The sequence below is a fragment of the Streptacidiphilus monticola genome, from assembly GCF_042658505.1.
Lineage (GTDB): Bacteria > Actinomycetota > Actinomycetes > Streptomycetales > Streptomycetaceae > Streptacidiphilus > Streptacidiphilus monticola.
In genome coordinates this window covers 1-19,407 of sequence record NZ_JBHSQJ010000058.1, presented here as the reverse complement: position 1 = coordinate 19,407, position 19,407 = coordinate 1, and the positions used below count along the sequence as shown (strand labels likewise).

18 protein-coding genes and 2 pseudogenes are annotated in these 19,407 nt (G+C 69.3%); 4 read left to right on the top strand and 16 right to left on the bottom strand.

Going from position 1 to position 19,407, the window contains the following annotated elements; genetic code table 11:
* Positions 1-215: 215 nt before the first annotated feature.
* From ACFP3V_RS14690 to ACFP3V_RS14670, 5 genes and pseudogenes are all read right to left on the bottom strand, one after another.
* A pseudogene (locus ACFP3V_RS14690) lies at positions 216-1,403 on the bottom strand (tyrosine-type recombinase/integrase); the annotation flags it as partial.
* A complete protein-coding gene (locus ACFP3V_RS14685) occupies positions 1,403-1,612 on the bottom strand; it encodes a helix-turn-helix domain-containing protein (RefSeq protein ID WP_380583451.1) in 210 nt (69 codons plus the stop codon). The pseudogene ACFP3V_RS14690 and the gene ACFP3V_RS14685, both read right to left, overlap by 1 nt.
* Positions 1,603-2,933: pseudogene (repSA, locus tag ACFP3V_RS14680) on the bottom strand (replication initiator protein RepSA). The gene ACFP3V_RS14685 and the pseudogene repSA overlap by 10 nt, the downstream one beginning before the upstream one ends.
* A 77-nt stretch (positions 2,934-3,010) precedes the next feature.
* Positions 3,011-3,367 (bottom strand): helix-turn-helix domain-containing protein, encoded by a 357-nt coding sequence (locus tag ACFP3V_RS14675; protein ID WP_380583450.1) that lies wholly within the window; start codon positions 3,365-3,367, stop codon positions 3,011-3,013.
* Complete coding sequence (locus tag ACFP3V_RS14670; RefSeq protein ID WP_380583449.1) at positions 3,364-3,930, bottom strand: hypothetical protein; 567 nt, start codon at positions 3,928-3,930, stop codon at positions 3,364-3,366. Before ACFP3V_RS14670 ends, ACFP3V_RS14675 begins: the two co-directional genes overlap by 4 nt.
* Positions 3,931-4,097: 167 nt before the next feature.
* Between ACFP3V_RS14670 and ACFP3V_RS14665 the strand changes: the two genes are divergently transcribed.
* Positions 4,098-4,490 carry a GntR family transcriptional regulator gene (locus ACFP3V_RS14665; protein WP_380583448.1) on the top strand — a complete coding sequence of 131 codons (393 nt, stop codon included), beginning with the start codon at positions 4,098-4,100 and terminating at the stop codon, positions 4,488-4,490.
* Positions 4,491-4,702: 212 nt separating this feature from the next.
* Positions 4,703-6,217: a peptide deformylase gene (locus ACFP3V_RS14660; RefSeq protein ID WP_380583447.1), complete on the top strand. Its 1,515-nt coding sequence runs from the start codon at positions 4,703-4,705 to the stop codon at positions 6,215-6,217.
* Positions 6,218-6,727: 510 nt separating this feature from the next.
* Here ACFP3V_RS14660 and ACFP3V_RS14655 read toward each other — a convergent pair.
* The 6 genes from ACFP3V_RS14655 to ACFP3V_RS14630 all read right to left on the bottom strand — a co-directional run bounded on the left by ACFP3V_RS14655 (position 6,728) and on the right by ACFP3V_RS14630 (position 13,827).
* Positions 6,728-8,740, bottom strand: coding sequence for a hypothetical protein (locus ACFP3V_RS14655; protein WP_380583446.1), 2,013 nt, complete (start codon positions 8,738-8,740; stop codon positions 6,728-6,730).
* A 529-nt stretch (positions 8,741-9,269) separates the two neighbouring features.
* Entirely contained in the window at positions 9,270-9,806 is a 537-nt protein-coding gene (locus ACFP3V_RS14650) for a DUF2716 domain-containing protein (protein ID WP_380583445.1), read from the bottom strand.
* A gap of 231 nt (positions 9,807-10,037) precedes the next feature.
* A complete protein-coding gene (locus tag ACFP3V_RS14645; protein ID WP_380583444.1) occupies positions 10,038-11,192 on the bottom strand; it encodes an Mrp/NBP35 family ATP-binding protein in 1,155 nt (384 codons plus the stop codon).
* Positions 11,193-11,370: 178 nt separating this feature from the next.
* On the bottom strand, positions 11,371-11,943 hold the full coding sequence (locus ACFP3V_RS14640) for a DUF1003 domain-containing protein (RefSeq protein WP_380583443.1): 573 nt from the start codon (positions 11,941-11,943) through the stop codon (positions 11,371-11,373).
* Positions 11,930-13,204: a magnesium transporter MgtE N-terminal domain-containing protein gene (locus ACFP3V_RS14635; protein ID WP_380583442.1), complete on the bottom strand. Its 1,275-nt coding sequence runs from the start codon at positions 13,202-13,204 to the stop codon at positions 11,930-11,932. Before ACFP3V_RS14635 ends, ACFP3V_RS14640 begins: the two co-directional genes overlap by 14 nt.
* 83 nt (positions 13,205-13,287) lie before the next feature.
* On the bottom strand, positions 13,288-13,827 hold the full coding sequence (locus tag ACFP3V_RS14630) for a hypothetical protein (RefSeq protein WP_380583441.1): 540 nt from the start codon (positions 13,825-13,827) through the stop codon (positions 13,288-13,290).
* Between the two features lie 110 nt (positions 13,828-13,937).
* Between ACFP3V_RS14630 and ACFP3V_RS14625 the strand changes: the two genes are divergently transcribed.
* On the top strand, positions 13,938-14,855 hold the full coding sequence (locus ACFP3V_RS14625; protein WP_380583440.1) for a DMT family transporter: 918 nt from the start codon (positions 13,938-13,940) through the stop codon (positions 14,853-14,855).
* A gap of 10 nt (positions 14,856-14,865) precedes the next feature.
* Positions 14,866-15,456 carry a suppressor of fused domain protein gene (locus ACFP3V_RS14620; protein WP_380583439.1) on the top strand — a complete coding sequence of 197 codons (591 nt, stop codon included), beginning with the start codon at positions 14,866-14,868 and terminating at the stop codon, positions 15,454-15,456.
* A gap of 33 nt (positions 15,457-15,489) precedes the next feature.
* Here ACFP3V_RS14620 and ACFP3V_RS14615 read toward each other — a convergent pair whose 3' ends face one another.
* The 5 genes from ACFP3V_RS14615 to ACFP3V_RS14595 form a co-directional block, all read right to left on the bottom strand.
* Entirely contained in the window at positions 15,490-15,972 is a 483-nt protein-coding gene (locus tag ACFP3V_RS14615; RefSeq protein ID WP_380583438.1) for a hypothetical protein, read from the bottom strand.
* A gap of 83 nt (positions 15,973-16,055) precedes the next feature.
* Positions 16,056-16,916, bottom strand: coding sequence for a PHP domain-containing protein (locus tag ACFP3V_RS14610; RefSeq protein WP_380583437.1), 861 nt, complete (start codon positions 16,914-16,916; stop codon positions 16,056-16,058).
* A 42-nt stretch (positions 16,917-16,958) separates the two neighbouring features.
* Positions 16,959-17,597: a DUF6758 family protein gene (locus ACFP3V_RS14605; protein WP_380583436.1), complete on the bottom strand. Its 639-nt coding sequence runs from the start codon at positions 17,595-17,597 to the stop codon at positions 16,959-16,961.
* A gap of 64 nt (positions 17,598-17,661) precedes the next feature.
* Positions 17,662-17,829 (bottom strand): hypothetical protein, encoded by a 168-nt coding sequence (locus ACFP3V_RS14600; protein ID WP_380583435.1) that lies wholly within the window; start codon positions 17,827-17,829, stop codon positions 17,662-17,664.
* Positions 17,830-18,045: 216 nt separating this feature from the next.
* Entirely contained in the window at positions 18,046-18,915 is an 870-nt protein-coding gene (locus ACFP3V_RS14595) for an alpha/beta fold hydrolase (protein ID WP_380583434.1), read from the bottom strand.
* Positions 18,916-19,407: the final 492 nt, after the last annotated feature.

Below are 19,407 nucleotides of genomic sequence, written 5' to 3'. Positions count from 1 at the left end.
GCCAGGGGCGCGCGGAACCGCGCGAGCAGCAGTCCGCCCGGGGAGGTCCGGCCCTGTACACGGGTCGAACCTCCCCGGGCGGCGTGTTGCTCGTGTCCCTGAGGGCGCGACTAGAACTTGTTCAAATGGGTCGACGTAGGCCCTGACCTGCGAGGATCAGTCGTAACCCCGCCGCCTGGGCCGTCCTGGGGCCGTCGGCCGTCTTCGGGCCGCCCGCCGAATGCGTGGTTCACCGCTTCCTTCGTTCGCTTCTCACTGCTCGGCATCAGGTGCGTGTAGGTGCGGAGCGTGAAGCCCGGGTCATGGTGACCGAGGTAGTCGCTCAGCGCCTTGATGCTCTCTCCTGCGTCCAAGAGCACGGACGCGTAGAAGTGCCTGAGGGCGTGCATGCCGTTGTCGCGCCCCAGGGGCACCCCAGCCGCGGCGACGGACGGCCGCCAGACGACCCGGTTGAAGTCGCTTCGGTTGATGTAGTGCCCCTGGTCGGTGACGTACAGGAGCCGGACGGTGGTCGGCGGTCCGTCCAGATCACGCCAGGGCAGAGTGATGCTCACTGGCGGATGGGTCTCGATGTGGGCACGCAGGCGACCCGCCACGATGTCCGGCAGAGGAACCGTTCGAGTCTTGCCACCCTTGGGCAGCGAGAAGACAGGGCGATTCCGGAGCAGGCGAATCTGTCGGACCACGCGGACTGTGCCCGCGTCGAAGTCCAGATCATCGGCAGACAGTCCGAAGACCTCGCCCTGCCGCATGCCGCAGCCGCCGGCCAGGTCCACCATCGTCCGGTACTTCTCCGGGAGCGCGGCACGCACGTCGAGAACTCGGCTCGACGGCCAAGGCACAATCCTCCGCGCACTGAGCTTGGGCGCTCGGACGGACGTCGAGCGGCAAGGGTTCTTGGGGATCAGGTGATCCTCAACGGCCGCCGTCAACATGGTGCCGAGATGCGCGAACACGACCCGCTGGGTTGCAGGCGAGAGCCCCTGGTTTGCAAGGGTCACAAGCCATTCGCGGATGTGCGAAGGCCGCAACGAGCCCAACGGACGGCCACCGAGGTGCGGAATGACGTGCAAGCGGATTCGCTGCTCAACGCTCAAGTAGGACTGCGGGTCCATGCTCAGCGAGGCCAACCACTTCTCGGCGAACTGCTTCACAGTCGTGCGACCTGCGCCCGGATCGATGTACTGCCCTCGGGCCATGTCCGCCTCGATCTGCGAGAGCCACGCGTCCGCCTGGCGCTTCTGCCTATCGGGGAAGGACCGGCTCTTCTCGGTGCCGTCCGGGGCGACCTAGCGGGCGCGGTAGCGCATGCCGGTGCCGTAGCGGTCGGTGCGCACTCGGCGGGGCTTGCCGTCGGGGCCCGGTTCGGTCTTGTACCAGCGGTCTTGGACGTGTCCGGCCATCAGGCGGCACCCGCCTCGGTGGTCAGCCGGGCGATCCAGGCCCGCAGCTGTGCAGGGTCGTAGCGCAGGTGACGGCCGACCCGGAAGGCGGGCGGGCCGGTGCGCTTGCGGCGCCACTGGTAGAGCGTCTGGACCGGGACGGCCAGCAGTTCGGCCACGTCCTCCGGGGTCAGGTAGCGGGTGGGCAGGTCCCCCCTGGTCATTGCCATGCGGTGATCTCCTCTTGGTCGTGGAGCAGCGTGGGCAGCTCCTCTCTGGCGGTGGTGCGGTTGTGTTCGAGCTGTCGGGCGACCCCGGCGGCAAGCAGGGATTCGCCCGGGGTCAGGCCGGACCCGGCGTAGGACCAGTGCGCGAGGACGAGGGTTTCCGTCTCGGGCAGGTCGTCCAGGTCCGGGAGCCCGTCGGCGAGTAGGCGTTCGCGCAGTTCCTCGCGGGCCTGTGCGGCGCGGAAGTCGGCGCGGGCCTGGCGCAGTTGGCCGAGGGTGGTCGAGTACGCGGGGGACTTGGAGGAGAAGTGGCCGCGGAAGCCGAGCATGTGGGACCAGTGCGCCAGCAGCCGGTCCGGGTAATGCGGGTCGAGGTCCCAGCAGGCTTGTGGTCCGGCAGGTGGTGCCGGTCGATCTCCTGGCGTTCGATGATGCGGCGGTCCACCGATTCGGTGGCCTCGGCGGACTTGGTGGCGTACTTGGCCACGTAGGAGGCGACGGCTTGTTCCGTGATCTCGGAGCCGTCCCCGAACGCGACCACCGGGCGGACGTCGAGCTGAGTACCCCAGCGCAGCACCAGGGCGGGGACCGAGCCGGAGGCCGGGAGCGGCACCGAGACCCGGCGGGCAGCGGCCCGAATGGCGCGGTCGAGCAGCTCGACCGAGGCCCAGGCCGGGGGTGGGGCGTCCGCGCCGTCGGGACCGTCGAGGCGGATCACGGCATGGAAGTGGACCGCTCCCCGGCGCTGGTACTCGGCCACCTTCCCGAAGGAGACCCGGGCGGTGTCGGCGAACTCCTGCTGCGTCAGTCCGGCGGCGCGGGCCAGTTCGCGGCGCAGGTAGATGGTGAACCGCCGCCACAGCTCGGGGGCGTGGTTGTTCCACAGCACCGCGTGCGCGTAGTCGTAGTGGTCGGGGTCGAGCGGCGTGCCCAACTCCCGGTCGTCTGCCGCGTGGTGGCGTCCGCAGCGGCACGGCCCGTGGTCGGGGCGGTTGTGCACCGGGCCGAACGACGGCGCGGTCAGCGTCGCGAACACGCGGGGGTGGTCCCGAACCTCCGGGGTCACGCCCTTGGAGGGGTCGCCGGCCAGCCCGGCGCGGATCAGGTGGTAGGTGTCGGCCGCGTAGGTCCGGGCGCAGGTCGGACAGCGTGAGGCGCGCCGGTTGCCGCAGGCGACCTTGAGCCGCCGTCCCGGTTCGTCGTCGGTCGCGTACCGGTGCAGGACCTGTCCGGTCGGGCCGTGCAGCAGGGTGCGGAAGCCTTGGAGGTGGACCGGGTGGGCGCAGCCGCCGGTGCGGCGGATCTGGTCCTGGAGGCGGTCCATGCCGCCCTGACGGGCCAGCCGGATCAGGTCGAGCACCTGCACCCGGTCCAGCCCACCCAGCCCGTCCAGCACATCGCTCACGCGGCCGCCCCCGCATCTTCGCGGGCGATGCCCAATTCCGCCGGGGTGCGGCCGTAGACCGAGGCGAGGAGGAGTACGTAGTCGGGGGCGGGTCGGCCAGCGCCGGACTCCCAGCGGCGCAACTGCCGCATCAGCGAGTCCCGTTCCGGCAGGGTCCAGCCCCAGGCACGGGCGGTGTCCGTCATCACGCGCACGGCGCGGGCCTGCGTCCACCCCAGCACCAGCCGGGCAGCCGCCAACGGGCTGCGGGCGGAGCTGACGGGATGACCGGTCGGGCGCGGGACCGGGGCGACGATCGGCGCGGGGGTCTCGGTGCTGGCCAGCCAGCGCGAGCCCACGAGGCGGATGCTCATGCCGCCACCGCCGAACGGATCGGTCCGGCCTCGACCAGCTTGGAGCCGCAGCAGGTCCGGCAGAAGACCTCCATCCCCGTCGTGTCCCAGCCGGTCCCCTCACAGGCGGGGCAGTCCATCCACGACCGGGCCGCGAACTCCGCCGCACACTCCGCGTTCGGCTGCGCGTGGAAGCCGCCGCAGACCGGGCAGTCGTGACCGGTGCGCACCGACCGCAGCGAGCGCCGGTTGCGCTGCACGACGGCCGACAGGTGGATGATCAGCTTCGCGTCGAAGCTCTCCCGGTGCGCGGCATGGGCCTTGGCCACCTTGGCCGGGTCGTCGTTCTGCGCGAGCACCATCCAGTAGGTGAGGAGCTGGATCGCGTCCTGCGCGACGCCGAGCCGCCCCCGGAACCGCAGGCCCTGGAGCGCGAAGGTGGCCAGGTCCGCCGGAGCCGGGTCCATGGTGGGTCGGTACTCCGAGGCGTGGAGCGCCGCGATCAGCTCCGTCTCCGTCAGCTCCGCCAGCTCGGGCGAGAACTCCGGACGGGACACGAGCGCAGTGGGCAGCAGTGCAGGCATGATGAAAGCTCCCTTGAGAGAGGGGAGGGGCGGCGCGTTCTGCTTGGCGGTAGGAGCGTCGCCCCGAGCATCTGTCTTGCGCGTCTTGAGTGTCATAGTACACCTATGACAGACAGTGGCAAGTGTCTTGGGTGCCCTAGAACGGAAATTGCCGATACTCTCGGTTCATGAGCCTGAGCCCCGACGAGTCCGAGCCCGCATCGCGCCAGGTAGCCAACGCGATCCGCGCCGAGATCCAGTCAGGCGAGCTGGGCGCCGGCGCGAAGCTGCTTTCCGTGCGGAAGCTGGCCGAGAAGTACAACGTGGCCCCGATGACCGCGCAGAGCGCCGTGGAGATCCTTCGAGCCGAGAACCTGGTCTACACGAGTCCAGGTCGCGGCAGCTTCGTTCGCGCCGAGGCAGCGGAGGCACCCCGAGAGCCGCAGGGCTCTGCGGAGTTCGTGACGATCACGAAGCACCTCCGCCAGCTTGAGAAGACGGTCGAGGGGCTGACCGAACGTCTGGCCGCGCTTGAGGAGAAGGTGTCGGATCGTCGCGGAGCTTCTCGTCGATCGCGGTGACGGACCGATCAAGGGCTTGCAGCCTGTCGGTGAGGTCTGCCAACTGGTCCAACACCGAGGCGAGTTCTTCCGGGGTCATGGTCGCTGCCCGCTCCTTCGTGCGGTAACTTCCGATCTGGCATGGACAGCGAACCGCAGGTCGTGGCAGTGATTGAAGGCTGAGAGTCGGTCACTCATCGATCACTCACAGGCACAGTCCAGGGGGAGGCCGGATGGCCGACGAGGCGTCAGCAGCAGAGCCGTTCATCGCGGAGCTGAAGCGCTGGAGAGACGTGCGTGGGCTCTCACAGTCAGCTCTGGCCAAGGCAGTTGGCTATACGCCGTCCTACGTCTCCAAGGTCGAGGGTGGCCAGCAGCGCCCGTCGCGGGAGTTCGCCGAGCAGGCGGACAAGGCGCTGCATGCTGGCGGTTCCCTGCGCAGGTCGCACGCCGAGATCGAGGGCCGTCTCCGGAGCGAGGCCGTCCCACACCAGCACGTGTCCGAGGCTTCCACGGCGGACCCGCAGCCGGCCAGCGTGGTTGTCCTGCACGACGACGCGGAGCTGTACTACGACGGCAGCGTGTACCGGGCGACCCAGCGCCGGAAGCTCCTCAACGCCAGCGCCGACCCGATCACGAGCTACCTCATCCGGATCTCCGTGGACCGGTACCCGGGCAATCCGGAGCGCTCCAACCTCCACCACCGGGAGAACCCCCTCACCTGGGAAGAGATCAGCCTTGCCGCGAAGGTCGGCAACGAGCCGGTCGGGTGGCGCGTCAAGCACGACCGCGACGCCTTCAAGGAGGTCTGGCTCCTCTTCGAGAACGAGGACGGCCGGTACCCGCTCTACCCTGGCGACACGGCGTGGATCGAGTACAGCTACACCGTCAGCGACGACAAGTGGGGCACCTGGTTCCAGCGCGCCGTACGCCTGCCCACTGAGCGCCTGAGCGTGACCCTGAACTTCCCCGCCGCGTTGGACCCGGCAGTGTGGGGCACCGAAACCACGATGACGGCCGCCGCGTTCCCGTTCCGCACCGCCATCCAGCAGGAGGCGGCAGGGGACCGGCGGATCTACTCATGGTCCACGGACGAACCGCCCCTGCACGCGCGCTACCGGCTGGAGTGGAAGTTCCGCGCCCGCCCCGATCAGGAGGAGTCCGCCAAGGCCATGCCCGCCACCCCCAGTGAGAAGATGCGGTCCATCGGCGTTGTCCAGGCGGGAGACCCGATCCTCACCACACCGTCCCGGCCTTTCAACCTGCCCGCAGAGGCGGAGGACGCCCGCCGAGTTGTGGCAGAACTCAACTCCGCCGCCGAACGCGCCGCAGGCATCCACCAGTTCAGCAAGGGCATGGGAGTCGCTGCCCCTCAGCTCGGCATCGACCGAGCCGCCGCCATCGTGCGCACCCCGGACGGCCAGATGATCACGCTGCTGAACCCCCGGATCATCGAGGAGTCCGTCGAGACCGACGAGCAGTACGAAGGTTGCTGGAGCTTCTTCGACGTCCGCGGCCAGGTCCCAAGGCCCCGTCAGATCACCGTTCAGCACCAGGACATCGACGGTCAGCCCCGCATCACGATCTTCCAGGACGGAGACGCCCGACTCGTCGCCCACGAAGTCGACCACCTCGAAGGCACCCTGTACACCTCGCGCATGCGCCCGGACGTGCAGCCGATTCCGGTATCCGAGTACCGGGGCACGGGGCAGACGTGGACGTATCAGGGGGAGAGCGCGCCGCGCTAGGCGTAGGGCCCAAGGAGCGAGGAACAGGGAACGGGGATGGTGGGGAGGGGAGTTGTGATGACTTTCTCTACTTCATCAAGGGCCTACGCCGCTCACGCGGCGCGGCCCGCCCCCGCTCGGGCGCGCTCCAGTCTTCGCCCCGCGCCGCCCGGCGGGGCGGACCGCAAGCGGAAGGCATGGCAGGAGCCGGACTGACCGGCCAGCCAGCCAGAAGAACAGGGGATCTCCGGCACCGGGATAGCCCGGGGAAGGTGCCGACAGTGGCCGGCCGTAGGGGTGAGCGAGGGACTGCCATCCCGTCCACCATCGACCCAGGCGAAGCCGAGCAGACCTGCCCTGTGGGGTCCAGGTCGGTCGTCCAGTGGGGCGCTCCACCTGGACCCCACAGGGCAGGCCCGCTCCACGGTGTGTGGGTCGACGGCAGACGGGATGGCAGCAGGGCTGCCTTGCGCGGGTACGCCTTGTCGCGAGCCGGATGCGACTAGCTTCGCGACAACGACCTTTCTTCGCTCATTGAGCTGCCGCGAAGTTCATCAATCTTTCCGCCCATTCCTTGCTCGCCTCGGTCATCTCCAGATTTCTAAGCTGAGTTCTCGAAATGCCAAGCTTTGCATATTCTGCCAGATTGAGCAGGTACATGCTATTTCGCAGAGTGACACAGCCGATATCCTGAAGGAAGTCCAGGGCAATACGGGCACGCCGATTTTCGCCGATGACAAGATTGTCAAGGAATGGCTGATACAAAGCCACTTCTCCCGCCTTGGCATCCTTGAACCGCAAAACTATTCGACGAAGCTCCACGTAGAGCCAGTAGGCTTCGCGGGAGTTGCTCCGAAGCTCATCGAGATTCACCCGCTTCTGGTGCTGGCTCCAAGGGTAGAACAGCTCATCACAGACCACAATGAGCTGCTCCGGCTCAGCCTTGAGATTAACGTGTTCGCTGGTCAGGGAGCCCAGATTCAAGAGGACCGGATACTTCGAGGCCTCCCCGTGAACGTGAACCTCTTTAGCTAGGACCAGCAACTCCCCGCAAGAGATATACACTTGCGGCCCCAGCTTGAAGGATCCCCCGTCGCCACCAAGCGTGACCTCGGGTACTTCATAGATGTCCGCGTGACTCAGCTCTCGGGGGAAAGAGATGCCGATGGTGCCTTCATGCGTAACGAATCCCAGAGGCCCCATGGAGACCAGGAACTTCCCAGAATCCGCAGAACCTGTGTCTATCTCGGTCAAAACAGCAAAAGTTGCAATGAGCCTGTTTCCAGATTTTCCGACTATGATGCGCAGTGTGTCCCGAGAGTCACACATGGACTTGAACGACTCGTATAGCGCTCCGAGCAGCTCTGAATGACACTGAGCGACATCCTCTGACACGGCACGGGACAGAGTAAATGTGAAGTAGCCAAACATCGGCGAGTGCTTCCATTCAGCAGAAAGGAGCCTTCTCCGAATTGCCTGACCAGTATCCGCAGACGTACTTGCGCTAGAAATTGCCCGGGCCGTGACATAATCGCGGAAGATGACGTTGAACCAGCCACTTCCACGCAGGAATGGGTGATTTGCCAGCTGGGCGCTCACGGCCGTCTCATAAGGCTCGCGCACCTTTGCTGGCAAGTGCCCGGGCAGGTCCATGGGTATCCGCATGTTCTCGACATAATCGAGAAGACGTGCGCACTGCTCCTCCGGTGTATAGAGGGCAGCCGCAAGCCGGGGATCATCGAGGGCAATAAACTCAGGGGTCTTGGAGAATTGCGCGACGAACTTTTCCTGCTCTCGCACGAGCAGGTGGTCAATTACCTGGGACACCATATCCCAGTGCACCAGCCCCCTATCCGCCGCCTTGGATGAGAAATCTCGGCTGACTGTCGCAAAATTATCCACCGCCAAGAATTCTGCAGCCACATCCAGCACTGGGGCGTACCCTAGAAAGTCGCGGACCGCGGGGACTTCCCAGATTTCTCCATCGGTAGCAGAAAGTGCTGAAGCCATAATTTTGAAAAGCGCGTCTCGTGCTTTAGTGAACGGCTCCCGGTGCTTCTTGTGGATCATCTCTCGCCCGGAGGCGCTGTATATGTCGGAGATTCGCCCATCCAAGTAATGCTCGGCCTGTTCTCGATTAAACGGAAGTATCTCGAACTGGGCGAACGGGATCCGACGCTCCTCCAGGGTCTCCACCAATGCTTGAGAGCTCTCGGCGCGAGAAAGTATCACCACGGCCGGCTTGCCAGTAAACGCCGATGCTGTATCTGCAACCCCCCTAATGAAAGCTCGAAAATTGGCTTGCCCGGAGCGCACTTCGGCTTCATCAAGAGCATCGACTATCAAGGTCGCCGCACCGTGAACCATTCGATCGAGGTAGCGGGCAAAGTTCCCTGCGCCCAATGCCTTGGAGAGAGAGCCTTCGAGGGTCGCGTCCCCAACCTGGAGCGTCGAGAGATCGAGGACGGGAGCTTTGAGGTGGAAGCTCAAGAAGGATGCTGCCGTGCTTTTTCCAACGGCTGCGGGAGCGGTGACAATCATCACGCTTGGAGTGAGTGGATCGCAGCCGTTGACCATGCGAATGTCAGGCACTACATACTTAGAATCAGCGGTTCTGGTCTCGGAAACCCCGTGATCCGGGGAATGGATCCCGATCCAATCCGCCTGAGTGTTGACCAATGACGCAAAGTCTGTCAGAAGCACCGTTCTAGACCCCATCTATGCGGCTAAGCCGACCCGGGTCCTTCTTAACATAGCTGCACCGCCGCTGTACGGCGATCGCGGGATCATGGCAGTGCGGGCACGGCGGGCGCACCGTCGTCTCCGTCGCGTGCCACATGCGTGCCATGTCGGACGGGAATCGGAGGTGAGCCACGGGGAACCACGGTGTCGGTGACACTGAGGCGCAGGTCGGCGTAGGGCTAGCTCAGCAGTGGTCCACGGCCGGACTCTTCCAAACTAGCTACGCGGGTTCGATTACCGTCGCCCGCCACACGCAGAAGCGGCTCAGGCCAGGACACATGAACTCCGGTCTGGGCCTTCGCGCTTGAGAGAGCACCAGTGAATCGTCGTCTCACTTCACGGTCTTGCCGTTGCGGCGTAGGACATCTGGCAGGAGGGGCTCCAGGCGGGGGCTCACTGCGTCGAGCAGAGCTTCACCGAAGAGGCAGAGGGATGGCTCCCAGGGGTGCCCGAAGCTCCCGAAGGTGAAGTCCTCGCTCAGGAAGATGCAGTAGTCGCCGTGCGGATAGGGGCTGCGGGGCCATCCCGGTCGCGCTCGTCCTTCCAGCGCATGCGGAAGGAACATGTCCGTGGGCGGTAGGTCGGGGCGCAGCGCGTAGCTGGTGTGCTGCCAGTCGAGGATGAATAGGCACTGCCCCGGTGGCGTGCAGGCGGCGAGTGCGTCTTCGACCACCTCGACGAACGCAGGCCGTTCGCCGCCGCCCGGTCGCGTTTGCACCGAGGCCAGGTTCCACGTGACCGAAGGGGCAGGTTCGCGGATGCCCGGGAAGTCGACGATGCTGGGCCGGAAGCTGAACGCGGCATCGAAGCGATCCCAGACCTCGGAGGACTCGGCGCGGCCCAGCCGGCGCAGTGCATCGATGGTCACTCGCAGACCGTAGCCGAAGGCGACAGCAGGTTCCGCGTCTATGGATGGAGGCTGAGCGGCCTCCGCGTGGTTGGAGTGCGGGTCGTGGATTCACCTGGGGCCATTCGGTCTGGGCCGTGACCGGGCCGTACGAAGTGAACCAATGTCACCCAGCAACAACAACCGCCGACCACTCCCGTGCAGGTCAGGGATGCGATCGGCGGTCGCGTTGCAAGTAGTGGCTTCGGCAGTTCAGAACTTGTTCTTCGGCGTCAGCCCGAGCGACAGGCCCGACAGGCCCCGCTGGCGCTGGGCCAGCTTCTTCGCGATGGTGCGCAGGGCCGCGCCCGCCGGGGAGTCGGGGTCGGAGAGGACGACGGGCTTGCCCTCGTCGCCGCCCTGGCGGAGGCGGACGTCGATCGGGATGTTGCCGAGGACGGGCACGCTCGCGCCCGTCGCGCGGGTGAGCGCGTCGGCCACCGTCTGGCCGCCGCCGGTGCCGAAGACGTCGACCATCTCGCCGCAGTGGGGGCACGGCATTCCGGACATGTTCTCGATGACGCCGACGATCGTCTGGTGCGTCTGCAGCGCGATCGTGCCGGCCCGCTCCGCGACCTCCGCGGCGGCCTGCTGAGGGGTCGTCACCAGCAGGATCTCCGCGTTCGGGATCAGCTGGGCGACGGAGATGGCGATGTCGCCGGTGCCCGGCGGGAGGTCCAGCAGCAGGACGTCCAGGTCGCCCCAGTAGACGTCGGCGAGGAACTGCTGCAGCGCGCGGTGCAGCATCGGGCCGCGCCAGACCACGGGGGCGTTGCCCGGGGTGAACATGCCGATCGAGATGACCTTCACGCCGTTCGCGCTCGGCGGCATGATCATGTTCTCGACCTGGGTCGGCCGGCCGTCCGCGCCCAGCATGCGGGGCACGCTGTGGCCGTAGATGTCGGCGTCCACGACGGCGACCTTGAGGCCCTGGTCGGCCAGCGCCGCGGCCAGGTTGACCGTCACCGAGGACTTTCCGACGCCGCCCTTGCCCGACGCGACCGCGTAGACGCGGGTGAGCGAGCCGGGCTTGGCGAAGGGGATCTCCCGCTCGGTCTGGCCGCCGCGCAGCTGCTCGGCCAGGGCCTTGCGCTGCTCGGCGCTGAAGACGTCCAGCTCCACCTCGACCGAGGAGATGCCGGGGACGGCCGACACGGCTTCCTGCACCCGGGAGGTGATCGTGTCGCGCATGGGGCAGCCGGAGACGGTGAGGTAGACGGCGACCTTGGCCGCGCCCGCGGCGTCCACCGCGACCGATTTGACCATGCCCAGCTCGGTGATGGGCCGGTGGATCTCCGGGTCCTGCACGGTCCCGAGGGCCGCGTGGACGCGCTCCTCGATGGGGGTCGCCTGTGTGTCGGAAGCCATGCCTTGATGGTACGGCCCGGTAGCAGGAGTGAATCCCGCTCAGCAGGTGCTGTGGGTCACTGGCCCCGGACTCCGCGGGTCCCCCGGACTCCGCGGGTCCCCCGGACTCCGCGGGTCCCCCGGATTCCCCGGATTCCACGGATTCCACGGATTCCACGGGTTCACCGGACTCCCCGGCTCACTGGCCCAGTTCCTCGTCCACGTCCTGGCTGGACAGCACGGGCCGGTTCTCCAGCTCCTTGAGCAGCTGCTGCAGCTCGGAGCGGAGGAAGTCGCGGGTGGCCACCTCGCCCAGGCCCTGGCGCAGCGCGGCGACCTCGCGGGTGAGGTACTCGGTGTCGGCGACGTTGCGCAGCTGCCGGGCCCGGTCCTGCTCGGCGGTGACCCGGTCGCGGTCGTCCTGCCTGTTCTGCGCCAGCAGGATCAGCGGGGCGGCGTAGGAGGCCTGCAGGGACAGGGCCAGGGTGAGGAAGATGAACGGGTACTCGTCGAACCGAAGCGCCTTCGGGGCCAGCACGTTCCAGCCGATCCAGCACAGGATGACGAAGGTCATCCAGACCAGGAACTGCCCGGTGCCCATGAAGCGGGCGATCCTTTCCGAGGCCCGTCCGAAGGCGTCCGGCCCGGGGGACGGCAGGGACACCAGGGCCCGCCGCAGTTGCGGCTGGTCCAGGCGGTCCAGTCGGTCCAACCGGTCCTGGCGGTCCGGCCGGTCGCGGCGGGGCTGGTTCTGCTGCTTATCGGCTGCCATGGTTGCTCGTCTCGCGCCAGTCCTCCGGGAGGATGTGGTCCAGGACGTCGTCCACGGTCACCGCGCCGAGCAGGTTGCCGATCTCGTCGACGACCGGAGCGGCGACCATGTTGTACGTGGCCAAGTAGCTGGTGACGACCGGGAGTTCGGTGCCGGGGCCGAGCGGGTCGAGGTCCCGGTCGACGATGCCGCCGAGCAGGGTGTAGGGCGGCTCGCGCAGCAGCCGCTGGAAGTGGACCAGCCCCAGGTACTTGCCGGTCGGCGTCTCCGTGGGCGGGCGGCAGACGAAGACGACGGACGCCTGAGCCGGTTTCAGATCCGGCTCCCGGACCCGGGCCAGTGCCTCGGCCACGGTCGCGTTGGGAAGCATGATGATCGGCTCCGTGGTCATCAGCCCGCCGGCGGTGTTCTCCGGGTAGCTCAGCAGCCGGCGCACGTCGGCCGCCTCGGAGGGCTCCATCAGCAGGAGCAGTTGCTCGGCGTCGGCGTCGGGGAGCTCGGAGAGCAGGTCGGCGGCGTCGTCGGGGTCCATCGCCTCCAGGACGTCGGCCGCGCGCTCCTGGTGCAACGCGTTGATGATCTCGACCTGGTCGTCCTCGGGCAGCTCCTCCATGACGTCGGCCAGCCGCTCGTCGTCCAGCGCGGCGGCGACCTCGCTGCGCCGCTTGGGGGAGAGGTGGTGCAGGACGTTGGCCAGGTCGGCGGGCCGCAGCTGCTCGAAGGTGGCGAGCAGGTTGGCCGCTCCCTGGTCCTCCTCGCGCAGCGAGAAGCCGGTGACAGCGGTCCAGTCGAGGACGAAGGTCTCGCCCTTGCCGCGGCGCAGGCGTCCGGGCTTGCCCTTCTGGACGAAGACCTTGTCGACCTCCCACTCGCGCGCGCGGGCCGGCACCATGCCCACGTCCAGGACGGTGACCAGGTCCCCGGCCTTTCCGGCGGGCCCGTCCTCACGGAGGGCGACGCGGCGGTCGAGGAGTTCGGCGAGGACCAGGGTCTCGCTGGAGCGCTGCTGGAAGCGGCGCATGTTGATCACGCCCGTGGTGATCACCTGCCCGGACTCCAGACTGGTGACCCGGGTCATCGGCAGGAACACGCGGCGCTTGCCGACGACCTCCACGGCGAAGCCGAGGACGCGCGGCGGCCGCCCGCCCAAGCGCAGGTTCACCACGAGGTCCCGGACCCGCCCCACCTGGTCCCCATTGGGGTCGAAGACGGCCACGTTCGACAGGTGCGAGACGAAGACCCGGGAAGAACTGCCGCTCATGCCCTTGTTCCGCCTCCACCCACGACAATCGGGGACAAATCAGCACTAACAGTAACCCCGGTAGCCGCCGCAGGGTGCGCCCCTCAGGCGCGCTTGCGGAGCTTGCGCAACAGGAGCTTCGGGAGGCCGGCCGGTTGGGGGTTGCGGGTGGTGGCGGACGTGGGGACAGGGGTGGCGAGATGGGCGTCCGCCGGGAACCGCTCGGGGTTCTCCACGCTCGGGCCCGAGGGGACCAGCCGCAGCACCGTGGAGGACGCCGCCCAGCGGTCGAGGACGCCTTCGAAGTCGGGGGAGTTGAGCCGCTTCGCCTTCAGCTCCTCCGCCGCCGCCTGCCATGCCTCCGTCCGGGGGGCGAGCTCCTCCACCCGCGCCGGAAAGGCGACCAGGCGGCCCCACTTGTCCTTGCTGCGCAGGGTGATCCGGACCACCGCGCCGGACCCCAGCTCCGCGGGGGCCGGCTGCTCGTCACCGCCGACGACGACGTTGACCGCGCCCTCGTGCCAGGCGTGCCACAGCGCACGGTCGGGCCCGCCCGCCTCGGCCCGCACCCACAGCAGGGCGGACTTCTTGGCGGCCTCCTCGATCAGCGCGTGGTCCACCAGCTCGGCACTCGGCTCAGTCATGCCCCGCATTATCGCCTGCCCGTCGGCCTGACAGGGCCATAGGATGCCCATGGGCCTGACTCCGCCCGCTCCACCCCGCCTACCACCCTGACGACGAGGACTGACCGCACGTGGCCGCGACAGCACAGGCGAGCGCCCCGCCGCAGGCACATCCCGACCTGCGGGCCGTGCCCCGGATCGAGTTCCTGCTGCTCGCCCTCGCGGTGGGCGGCGTCGCCCTGTCCGCGCCGCTGATCAGCGCCACGGCCGCGCCCGCGCTCGCCATCGCCTTCTGGCGCAACTGCATGGCCACCGGCGTGCTCACCCCGCTGGCCCTGCTGCGGCACCGGGCCGAACTGCGGGCGATGACGCGGCGCAGCGTCCGGCTCTCGCTCGCCGCAGGCGGCTTCCTGGCCGTGCACTTCGCGCTGTGGCTGCCCAGTCTGCGGCTGACCTCGGTGGCCACCTCCACCGCGCTGTGCACGATCACCCCGCTGTGGACGACGCTCGTCCTGCGGCTGCGCGGACACCGCCCGCCGCGCACCGTCTGGCTGGGCATCGTCGTCGCCTTCGCCGGCGTCCTGCTGCTCACCGGGGTGGACCTGACGCTCTCCTCGCGCGCGCTGCTCGGCGATGTCCTGGCCCTGGGCGCAGGCATGGCGGCGTCCGGCTACTTCCTGCTGGGCAGCGAGGTCCGACGGACCGTCAGCACCACCGCCTACACCACGGTCTGCTACGCGACCACGGCCGTGCTGCTCCTCGTCGCCTGCCTGGCGTCCGGCCAGGCGCTCGGCGGGTACAGCGCCACGGCCTGGTGGCAGATCGTCGCGCTGACGGTCAGCGCGCAGTTCCTCGGGCACTCGCTGAGCAACCGCGTGGTGAAGGCGCTCGGGCCCTCCTTCGTCTCCACCGCGATCCTGATGGAGACCCCCGGGGCGGCCCTGATCGCCGCGGTCTGGCTGGGCCAGCTGCCGCCGGTGGCCGTCTACCCGGCCGTGGGGATGATCCTCACGGGCCTGCTGCTGATCGTCCGCGCGGGACGGAAGTAGGCTCGCCCCCATGACCCAGCCCTCGGACGTGCTGATCGCCGTCGAAGCCCGACTGATCACGACCTTCGGCGAGCCGGACGGCCGTGCCTCGGTCACCTTCCTCGGCGCGGACCGCATCGAGGTGCTGCGCTTCCCGGCGGCCGACGGCCTCTACCGCTACGCCACCCTCGGCATGTCCGCCGCGCCCATGGCCGACCCGACCGCACTGGTCGCCGACCCGCTCGAAGGCCCGCGCGCGGAGCTGGTGCTGACGGTCCGTGGGGGCCGGGACGAGGTGCTCCGTCCGCTGGCCACGCTCGCCGCCTCGCCGCAGGTGGAGGGGCTGGTCGTGGCGCCGGGCGCCTCGCTGGACCTGGGCGGTCCGCTGTGGGCCGGCGCACCCTTCACCGCGTTCCTGGTCGCCGAGCCGGGCGGCCTCGTCGAGGACCTCGAACTCCCGGCCCCCGCCGACCCGGTGCGCTTCCTGCCGCTGCTGCCGATGACCCCGAACGAGGCCGCCCACAAGCGGGTGCACGGCGCTGCCGAGCTCCAGGAGCGCTGGCTGCGCCACGGCACCGACCTGCGCGACCCCGCGCGCCGGTCGGTGCCGCTCACCGACTGAGACCGCTGCCGGACGTGCCGGCCTGACGGCCCGTCACTTGGGCTGCGCGGCCTGCTGGAAGTCGCCCTGCTGCTGCGGCGGGATGTGCGCAGCCAGGTGCGGCAGCGAGCCGATCAGCTGGTCGAACTCGTTCCGCCAGTAGCGGTGGATGTTCAGCCGGGTGCCGGACGCGTGGCCCGGGAAGGTGAGGTACATCTTGCTCCACACCGTGCCGCGCTTGATGTCCGTGATCGGCACCTGGTCCCGCGGCCAGGACACGACGATCTCGCCCGGACGGTTGGTCCACCGGCTGGCGCTGTTGACCACCACGGAGGTGTTGGTCAGCGTCAGGAAGTAGAACTTCCGGGTGAATGCGACGATCAGCCCGACCAGCGGGATCTCGTCGAAGATCGCGTTCAGCCACGGGCTCGGCCCGGTCTCGACGTGCACACAGGCCAGGAAGGTCTCTCCAGGCGGTGCCTGCTCCGAGAGCTTCTGGATGACCTGTTCCTTCTGCTTGGCGCGACGAATCGCCATAAACCCACCCCTGCAAGGTTGTTGTCGCCCCTGGGAACCGGCTTCCGTGCCGAAGGGGCGGTCGCAGACCCTAGCAGTTCCGGTCAGCCCTTGACCGGTTTGGCTCCCGTCGCCTGGTCGACCAGGGCCTCGTACACCGAGGGGTCGGTGGTGTTCGCCCCGAGCCGGACCGTCTTCCGGCTGCCGTGGTAGTCGCTCGACCCGGTCACCAGCAGCCCCAACTCCCTTGCCAGGCCGCGCAGATGGTCGCGAGTCCCGGCGTCGTGGTCGGTGTGGTCCACCTCGAGCCCGGCCAGTCCGGCGGCGGCCAGCTCGGCGATCGTCTCGTCGGTGACGGTGGCGCCGCGCTTGGCCGCCCCCGGGTGCGCGAAGACCGGCACCCCGCCCGCCGCGCGGACCAGGCGGATGGCGGTGACCGGATCGGTCTCCCGCTTGGGCACGTCGGCCCGGCCCTTGTTGGCCAGCCAGTCCGCCGTGAACGCGGCGTCCACCGTGGGCACGACTCCCGCCTCGACCAGGGCGGACGCCACGTGCGGACGCCCCACCGCGCCGGTCCCGGCGATCCGCTGCACCTGCGCCCAGGTGATCGGCGCGCCGAGCGCGCGGCAGCGCTCGACGATCATCTCCGCCCGGCGGAACCGGTCGTCGTGGACCAGTACGCGCTCACGCGCGAACTCCGGCTCGGCGGGGTCGAAGAGGTATGCCAGCAGGTGCATCGACACGCCACGGCCCCCGCTGACCACCCGGCAGCTCAGCTCCGCGCCCGGGACGAGCGTGAGCCCGGTCCCCGCGACGGCGTCGATCGCCTCGGCGTACCCGGCCGTGGTGTCGTGGTCGGTGAGCGCGACGACGTCGAGCCCGGCGGCCAGGGCGTTGCCGACCAGCTCGGCGGGGGAGTCGGTCCCGTCGGAGGCGTTGGAGTGGGCGTGCAGGTCGATGCGCATGCGTGGATCGTACGTGCCCCGCCAGGGGCGCGGGACGGTCGGCTACTTCAGGAGCCGCGGGCTCAGCGCGCCGCACGGGAGCAGGTCCAGCTCCGCGCCGGCCTCCCGAAGGTCCGTCAGGACCAGTTCGTCGTACATCAGCAGGCCCGAGCGCTCGGGCCAGACGATGGCCCACAGCCACAGCCCGCGGGCTTCGCCGACGAAGACGGCGCGGTCGTCGGGGGCGTCGGCCACGTGCCACAGCGCCGTCGGACGTCCGGCCGCCATCACCTTCGCGTCGGGCGGATTGGACGTCAGGATCGACCCCCCGGGGTCGGGACCGGGCAGGCCCGCGTAGCGGGCGCCGAGGCCCACGCCGAGCTCCTCGGCGATCAGCAGCAGCTCACCGGGGCCGCCCAGCGGGCCGGGGCCGGAGCAGGCGACAGCCGTCGCCCGGGCGCCGACGCGGTCGTCCCCGACATGCGCGATGCCGGTGAACAGCCACCCGACCGGAAGCGGCCAGGGCAGCCAGACGGGGACCTCCGCGCGGGCAACAGCGACGCCCAGCGCCTCGACGCTGGGCGGGACCACGGGCTGCAGCGGATGGACCGTCCCGTGCGCATCGCACTGCCAGGTGTCCGTGAACAAGCCCGGGGCGCGGACTCGGCCCCCGCACCTCGGGCAACTGGGCTCGCCCCTCATAACCGTTTACGGTCCTCCCCCCGGCCCGGTCCGTCAAGGACGATCACCCGGCCGGGGGACCCGTTCAGACGGCTCCCGCCGCCGTGCTCGGAGCGGGGCGGATGTACAGGCGCTGGCCCGTCAGTTCGGCGTCCTCGAGCATCGCGCGGACGGTCTCGGCATCGGCGATGAGCGGGTCGCGTTCGGTCTCGGAGGCGTGGTCAAGGTCGAGTCGAAGGATTTCGAAGCGCACGGGTCGGCTCCCTTCGTCGGCAGTCCCCAGGGCCGCCCAGGGAGCGGCCCACACAAAAGCTTCACGCAGCGGCGCTTCCTCGCGATTGCCTGTCCGTTAAGTCCGAGTTTCCGGCGAATCCCCGGAAGCTGCCACAGCAGGCGACAGGCCGCGCTGCACCGGGGACAACGCGGAATGCCCGCGGACCTATTCCGCGGGACGGGAACTGACAGTGTGTCAGCTGACGGAGGACCAGAAAGCCGAGAGCGAGACGGCGGTGGCCGCGGGGTGCTCGGCGTTGGGCGAGTGGCCCGCCCCCGGGATGACGATGTGCTCGCTGGTGAGGCGCAGCGCCATGTCCGCCTGCAGGTCGACCGGCCAGGCGTAGTCCTCCTCACCCGACAGGACCAGCTTCGGCAGCGGCGACTTGGCCAGGTCCTCGACCCGGTCCGGCTCCGACACCAACTGCCGCCCCATCCCGGCCAGGGAGGCCGGGGCGTTGCCCAGCCAGCGGCGGTGCAGGAACTCCAGGATCTCGGGCGCCAGCCCCGGGCGGACGCCCGAGGCGTCCTCCATGTCCCGCATGGCCTGCCAGATCTCCTCCATGGACAGCTCCGGGAGAGCGGCCAGCAGCAGGTTCACCCGCTCGGCCTCGCCGGTGGAGACGGCACCGGGTCCGCTGCTCATCAGCGTGAGCGAGGCCCAGGGAGCCGTCGCGCCACCGCGCAGCACGGCGGCGCGGGCGACGAGCCCGCCGAAGGAGTGGCCGAGCAGGTGCACCGGACGGCCCGCCCCGAGGGAGGAGCCGAGGTGCACCGCGTCGAGCGCCAACTGCTCCAGGGCGTAAGCGGATTCGTCGTCCGGCCCGGCGGTCTCGTACTGCCCGCGCTGGTCCACGGCGAGGACCTCCCAGCCGTCGCCGGCGAGGGGCTCCAGCAGGGCGATGAAGTCCTCCTTGCTGCCGGTGAAGCCGGGAACGAGGAGGACGGCCCCGCGCGACGCCGCCCCGGCGGGCCTCGCATGCAGGGCGGCGAAGGTGCCGCGCGACGTCTCCACGCGGACGCTGCGCGCGCAGGAGGGGAGGGTCAGGAAGGGCGGTGTGCTCATCTCTGCGAGGCCTCTCTGCGCGCCACTGCCGGTCAGCCCGAGCGTACCTGCCTGCGGTAACAGGTAGTTGCACGCCAGGCCCCGGGCGGCTCCGTCGAGGTGCCGGTCCCGTGGACCGAGCGGCGGCGGTCGTGGTGCGCGGACCCCCGGGCCGGGCGGCCCGGTTGAGGTGCCCCGCCCGGCGGATCGAGCGGCGGCGGGTCGTGGGCGCGGCCCCGAGCGACGGAGGGACTCGTGTCTTGTTCTTGCGTGGGGTGCGCGGCGGTCGTGGTGCGCGGACCCCCCGGGGCCCCGGGTGGCTACGTCGAGCCGCGGGCCCGCGGACCGCGGCGGCGGTCGTGGGCGTGGCCCCGAAGGCGACGGTAACGGTCCTGTGCCGTTCTTGCGTGGGGTGCGGCGTGCGTCTGCTTCTGGCGGCCGTCCCCGAAAGGGGCTGTCCGCCTCAACACGGCGGTGGCCCGCCGCACTTGGCGTGCGACGGGCCACCGGCAG

What these genes read in the sequence shown, in the direction of transcription:
- ACFP3V_RS14675 (WP_380583450.1), bottom strand. Translation starts at nt 3,367, where the DNA reads ATGAGCATCCGCCTCGTGGGCTCGCGCTGGCTGGCCAGCACCGAGACC.
- ACFP3V_RS14685 (WP_380583451.1), bottom strand. Translation starts at nt 1,612, where the DNA reads ATGGCAATGACCAGGGGGGACCTGCCCACCCGCTACCTGACCCCGGAG.
- ACFP3V_RS14620 (WP_380583439.1), top strand. Translation starts at nt 14,866, where the DNA reads ATGACCCAGCCCTCGGACGTGCTGATCGCCGTCGAAGCCCGACTGATC.
- ACFP3V_RS14665 (WP_380583448.1), top strand. Translation starts at nt 4,098, where the DNA reads ATGAGCCTGAGCCCCGACGAGTCCGAGCCCGCATCGCGCCAGGTAGCC.
- ACFP3V_RS14610 (WP_380583437.1), bottom strand. Translation starts at nt 16,916, where the DNA reads ATGCGCATCGACCTGCACGCCCACTCCAACGCCTCCGACGGGACCGAC.
- ACFP3V_RS14645 (WP_380583444.1), bottom strand. Translation starts at nt 11,192, where the DNA reads ATGGCTTCCGACACACAGGCGACCCCCATCGAGGAGCGCGTCCACGCG.
- ACFP3V_RS14640 (WP_380583443.1), bottom strand. Translation starts at nt 11,943, where the DNA reads ATGGCAGCCGATAAGCAGCAGAACCAGCCCCGCCGCGACCGGCCGGAC.
- ACFP3V_RS14630 (WP_380583441.1), bottom strand. Translation starts at nt 13,827, where the DNA reads ATGACTGAGCCGAGTGCCGAGCTGGTGGACCACGCGCTGATCGAGGAG.
- ACFP3V_RS14670 (WP_380583449.1), bottom strand. Translation starts at nt 3,930, where the DNA reads ATGCCTGCACTGCTGCCCACTGCGCTCGTGTCCCGTCCGGAGTTCTCG.
- ACFP3V_RS14595 (WP_380583434.1), bottom strand. Translation starts at nt 18,915, where the DNA reads ATGAGCACACCGCCCTTCCTGACCCTCCCCTCCTGCGCGCGCAGCGTC.
- ACFP3V_RS14605 (WP_380583436.1), bottom strand. Translation starts at nt 17,597, where the DNA reads ATGAGGGGCGAGCCCAGTTGCCCGAGGTGCGGGGGCCGAGTCCGCGCC.
- ACFP3V_RS14615 (WP_380583438.1), bottom strand. Translation starts at nt 15,972, where the DNA reads ATGGCGATTCGTCGCGCCAAGCAGAAGGAACAGGTCATCCAGAAGCTC.
- ACFP3V_RS14635 (WP_380583442.1), bottom strand. Translation starts at nt 13,204, where the DNA reads ATGAGCGGCAGTTCTTCCCGGGTCTTCGTCTCGCACCTGTCGAACGTG.
- ACFP3V_RS14660 (WP_380583447.1), top strand. Translation starts at nt 4,703, where the DNA reads ATGGCCGACGAGGCGTCAGCAGCAGAGCCGTTCATCGCGGAGCTGAAG.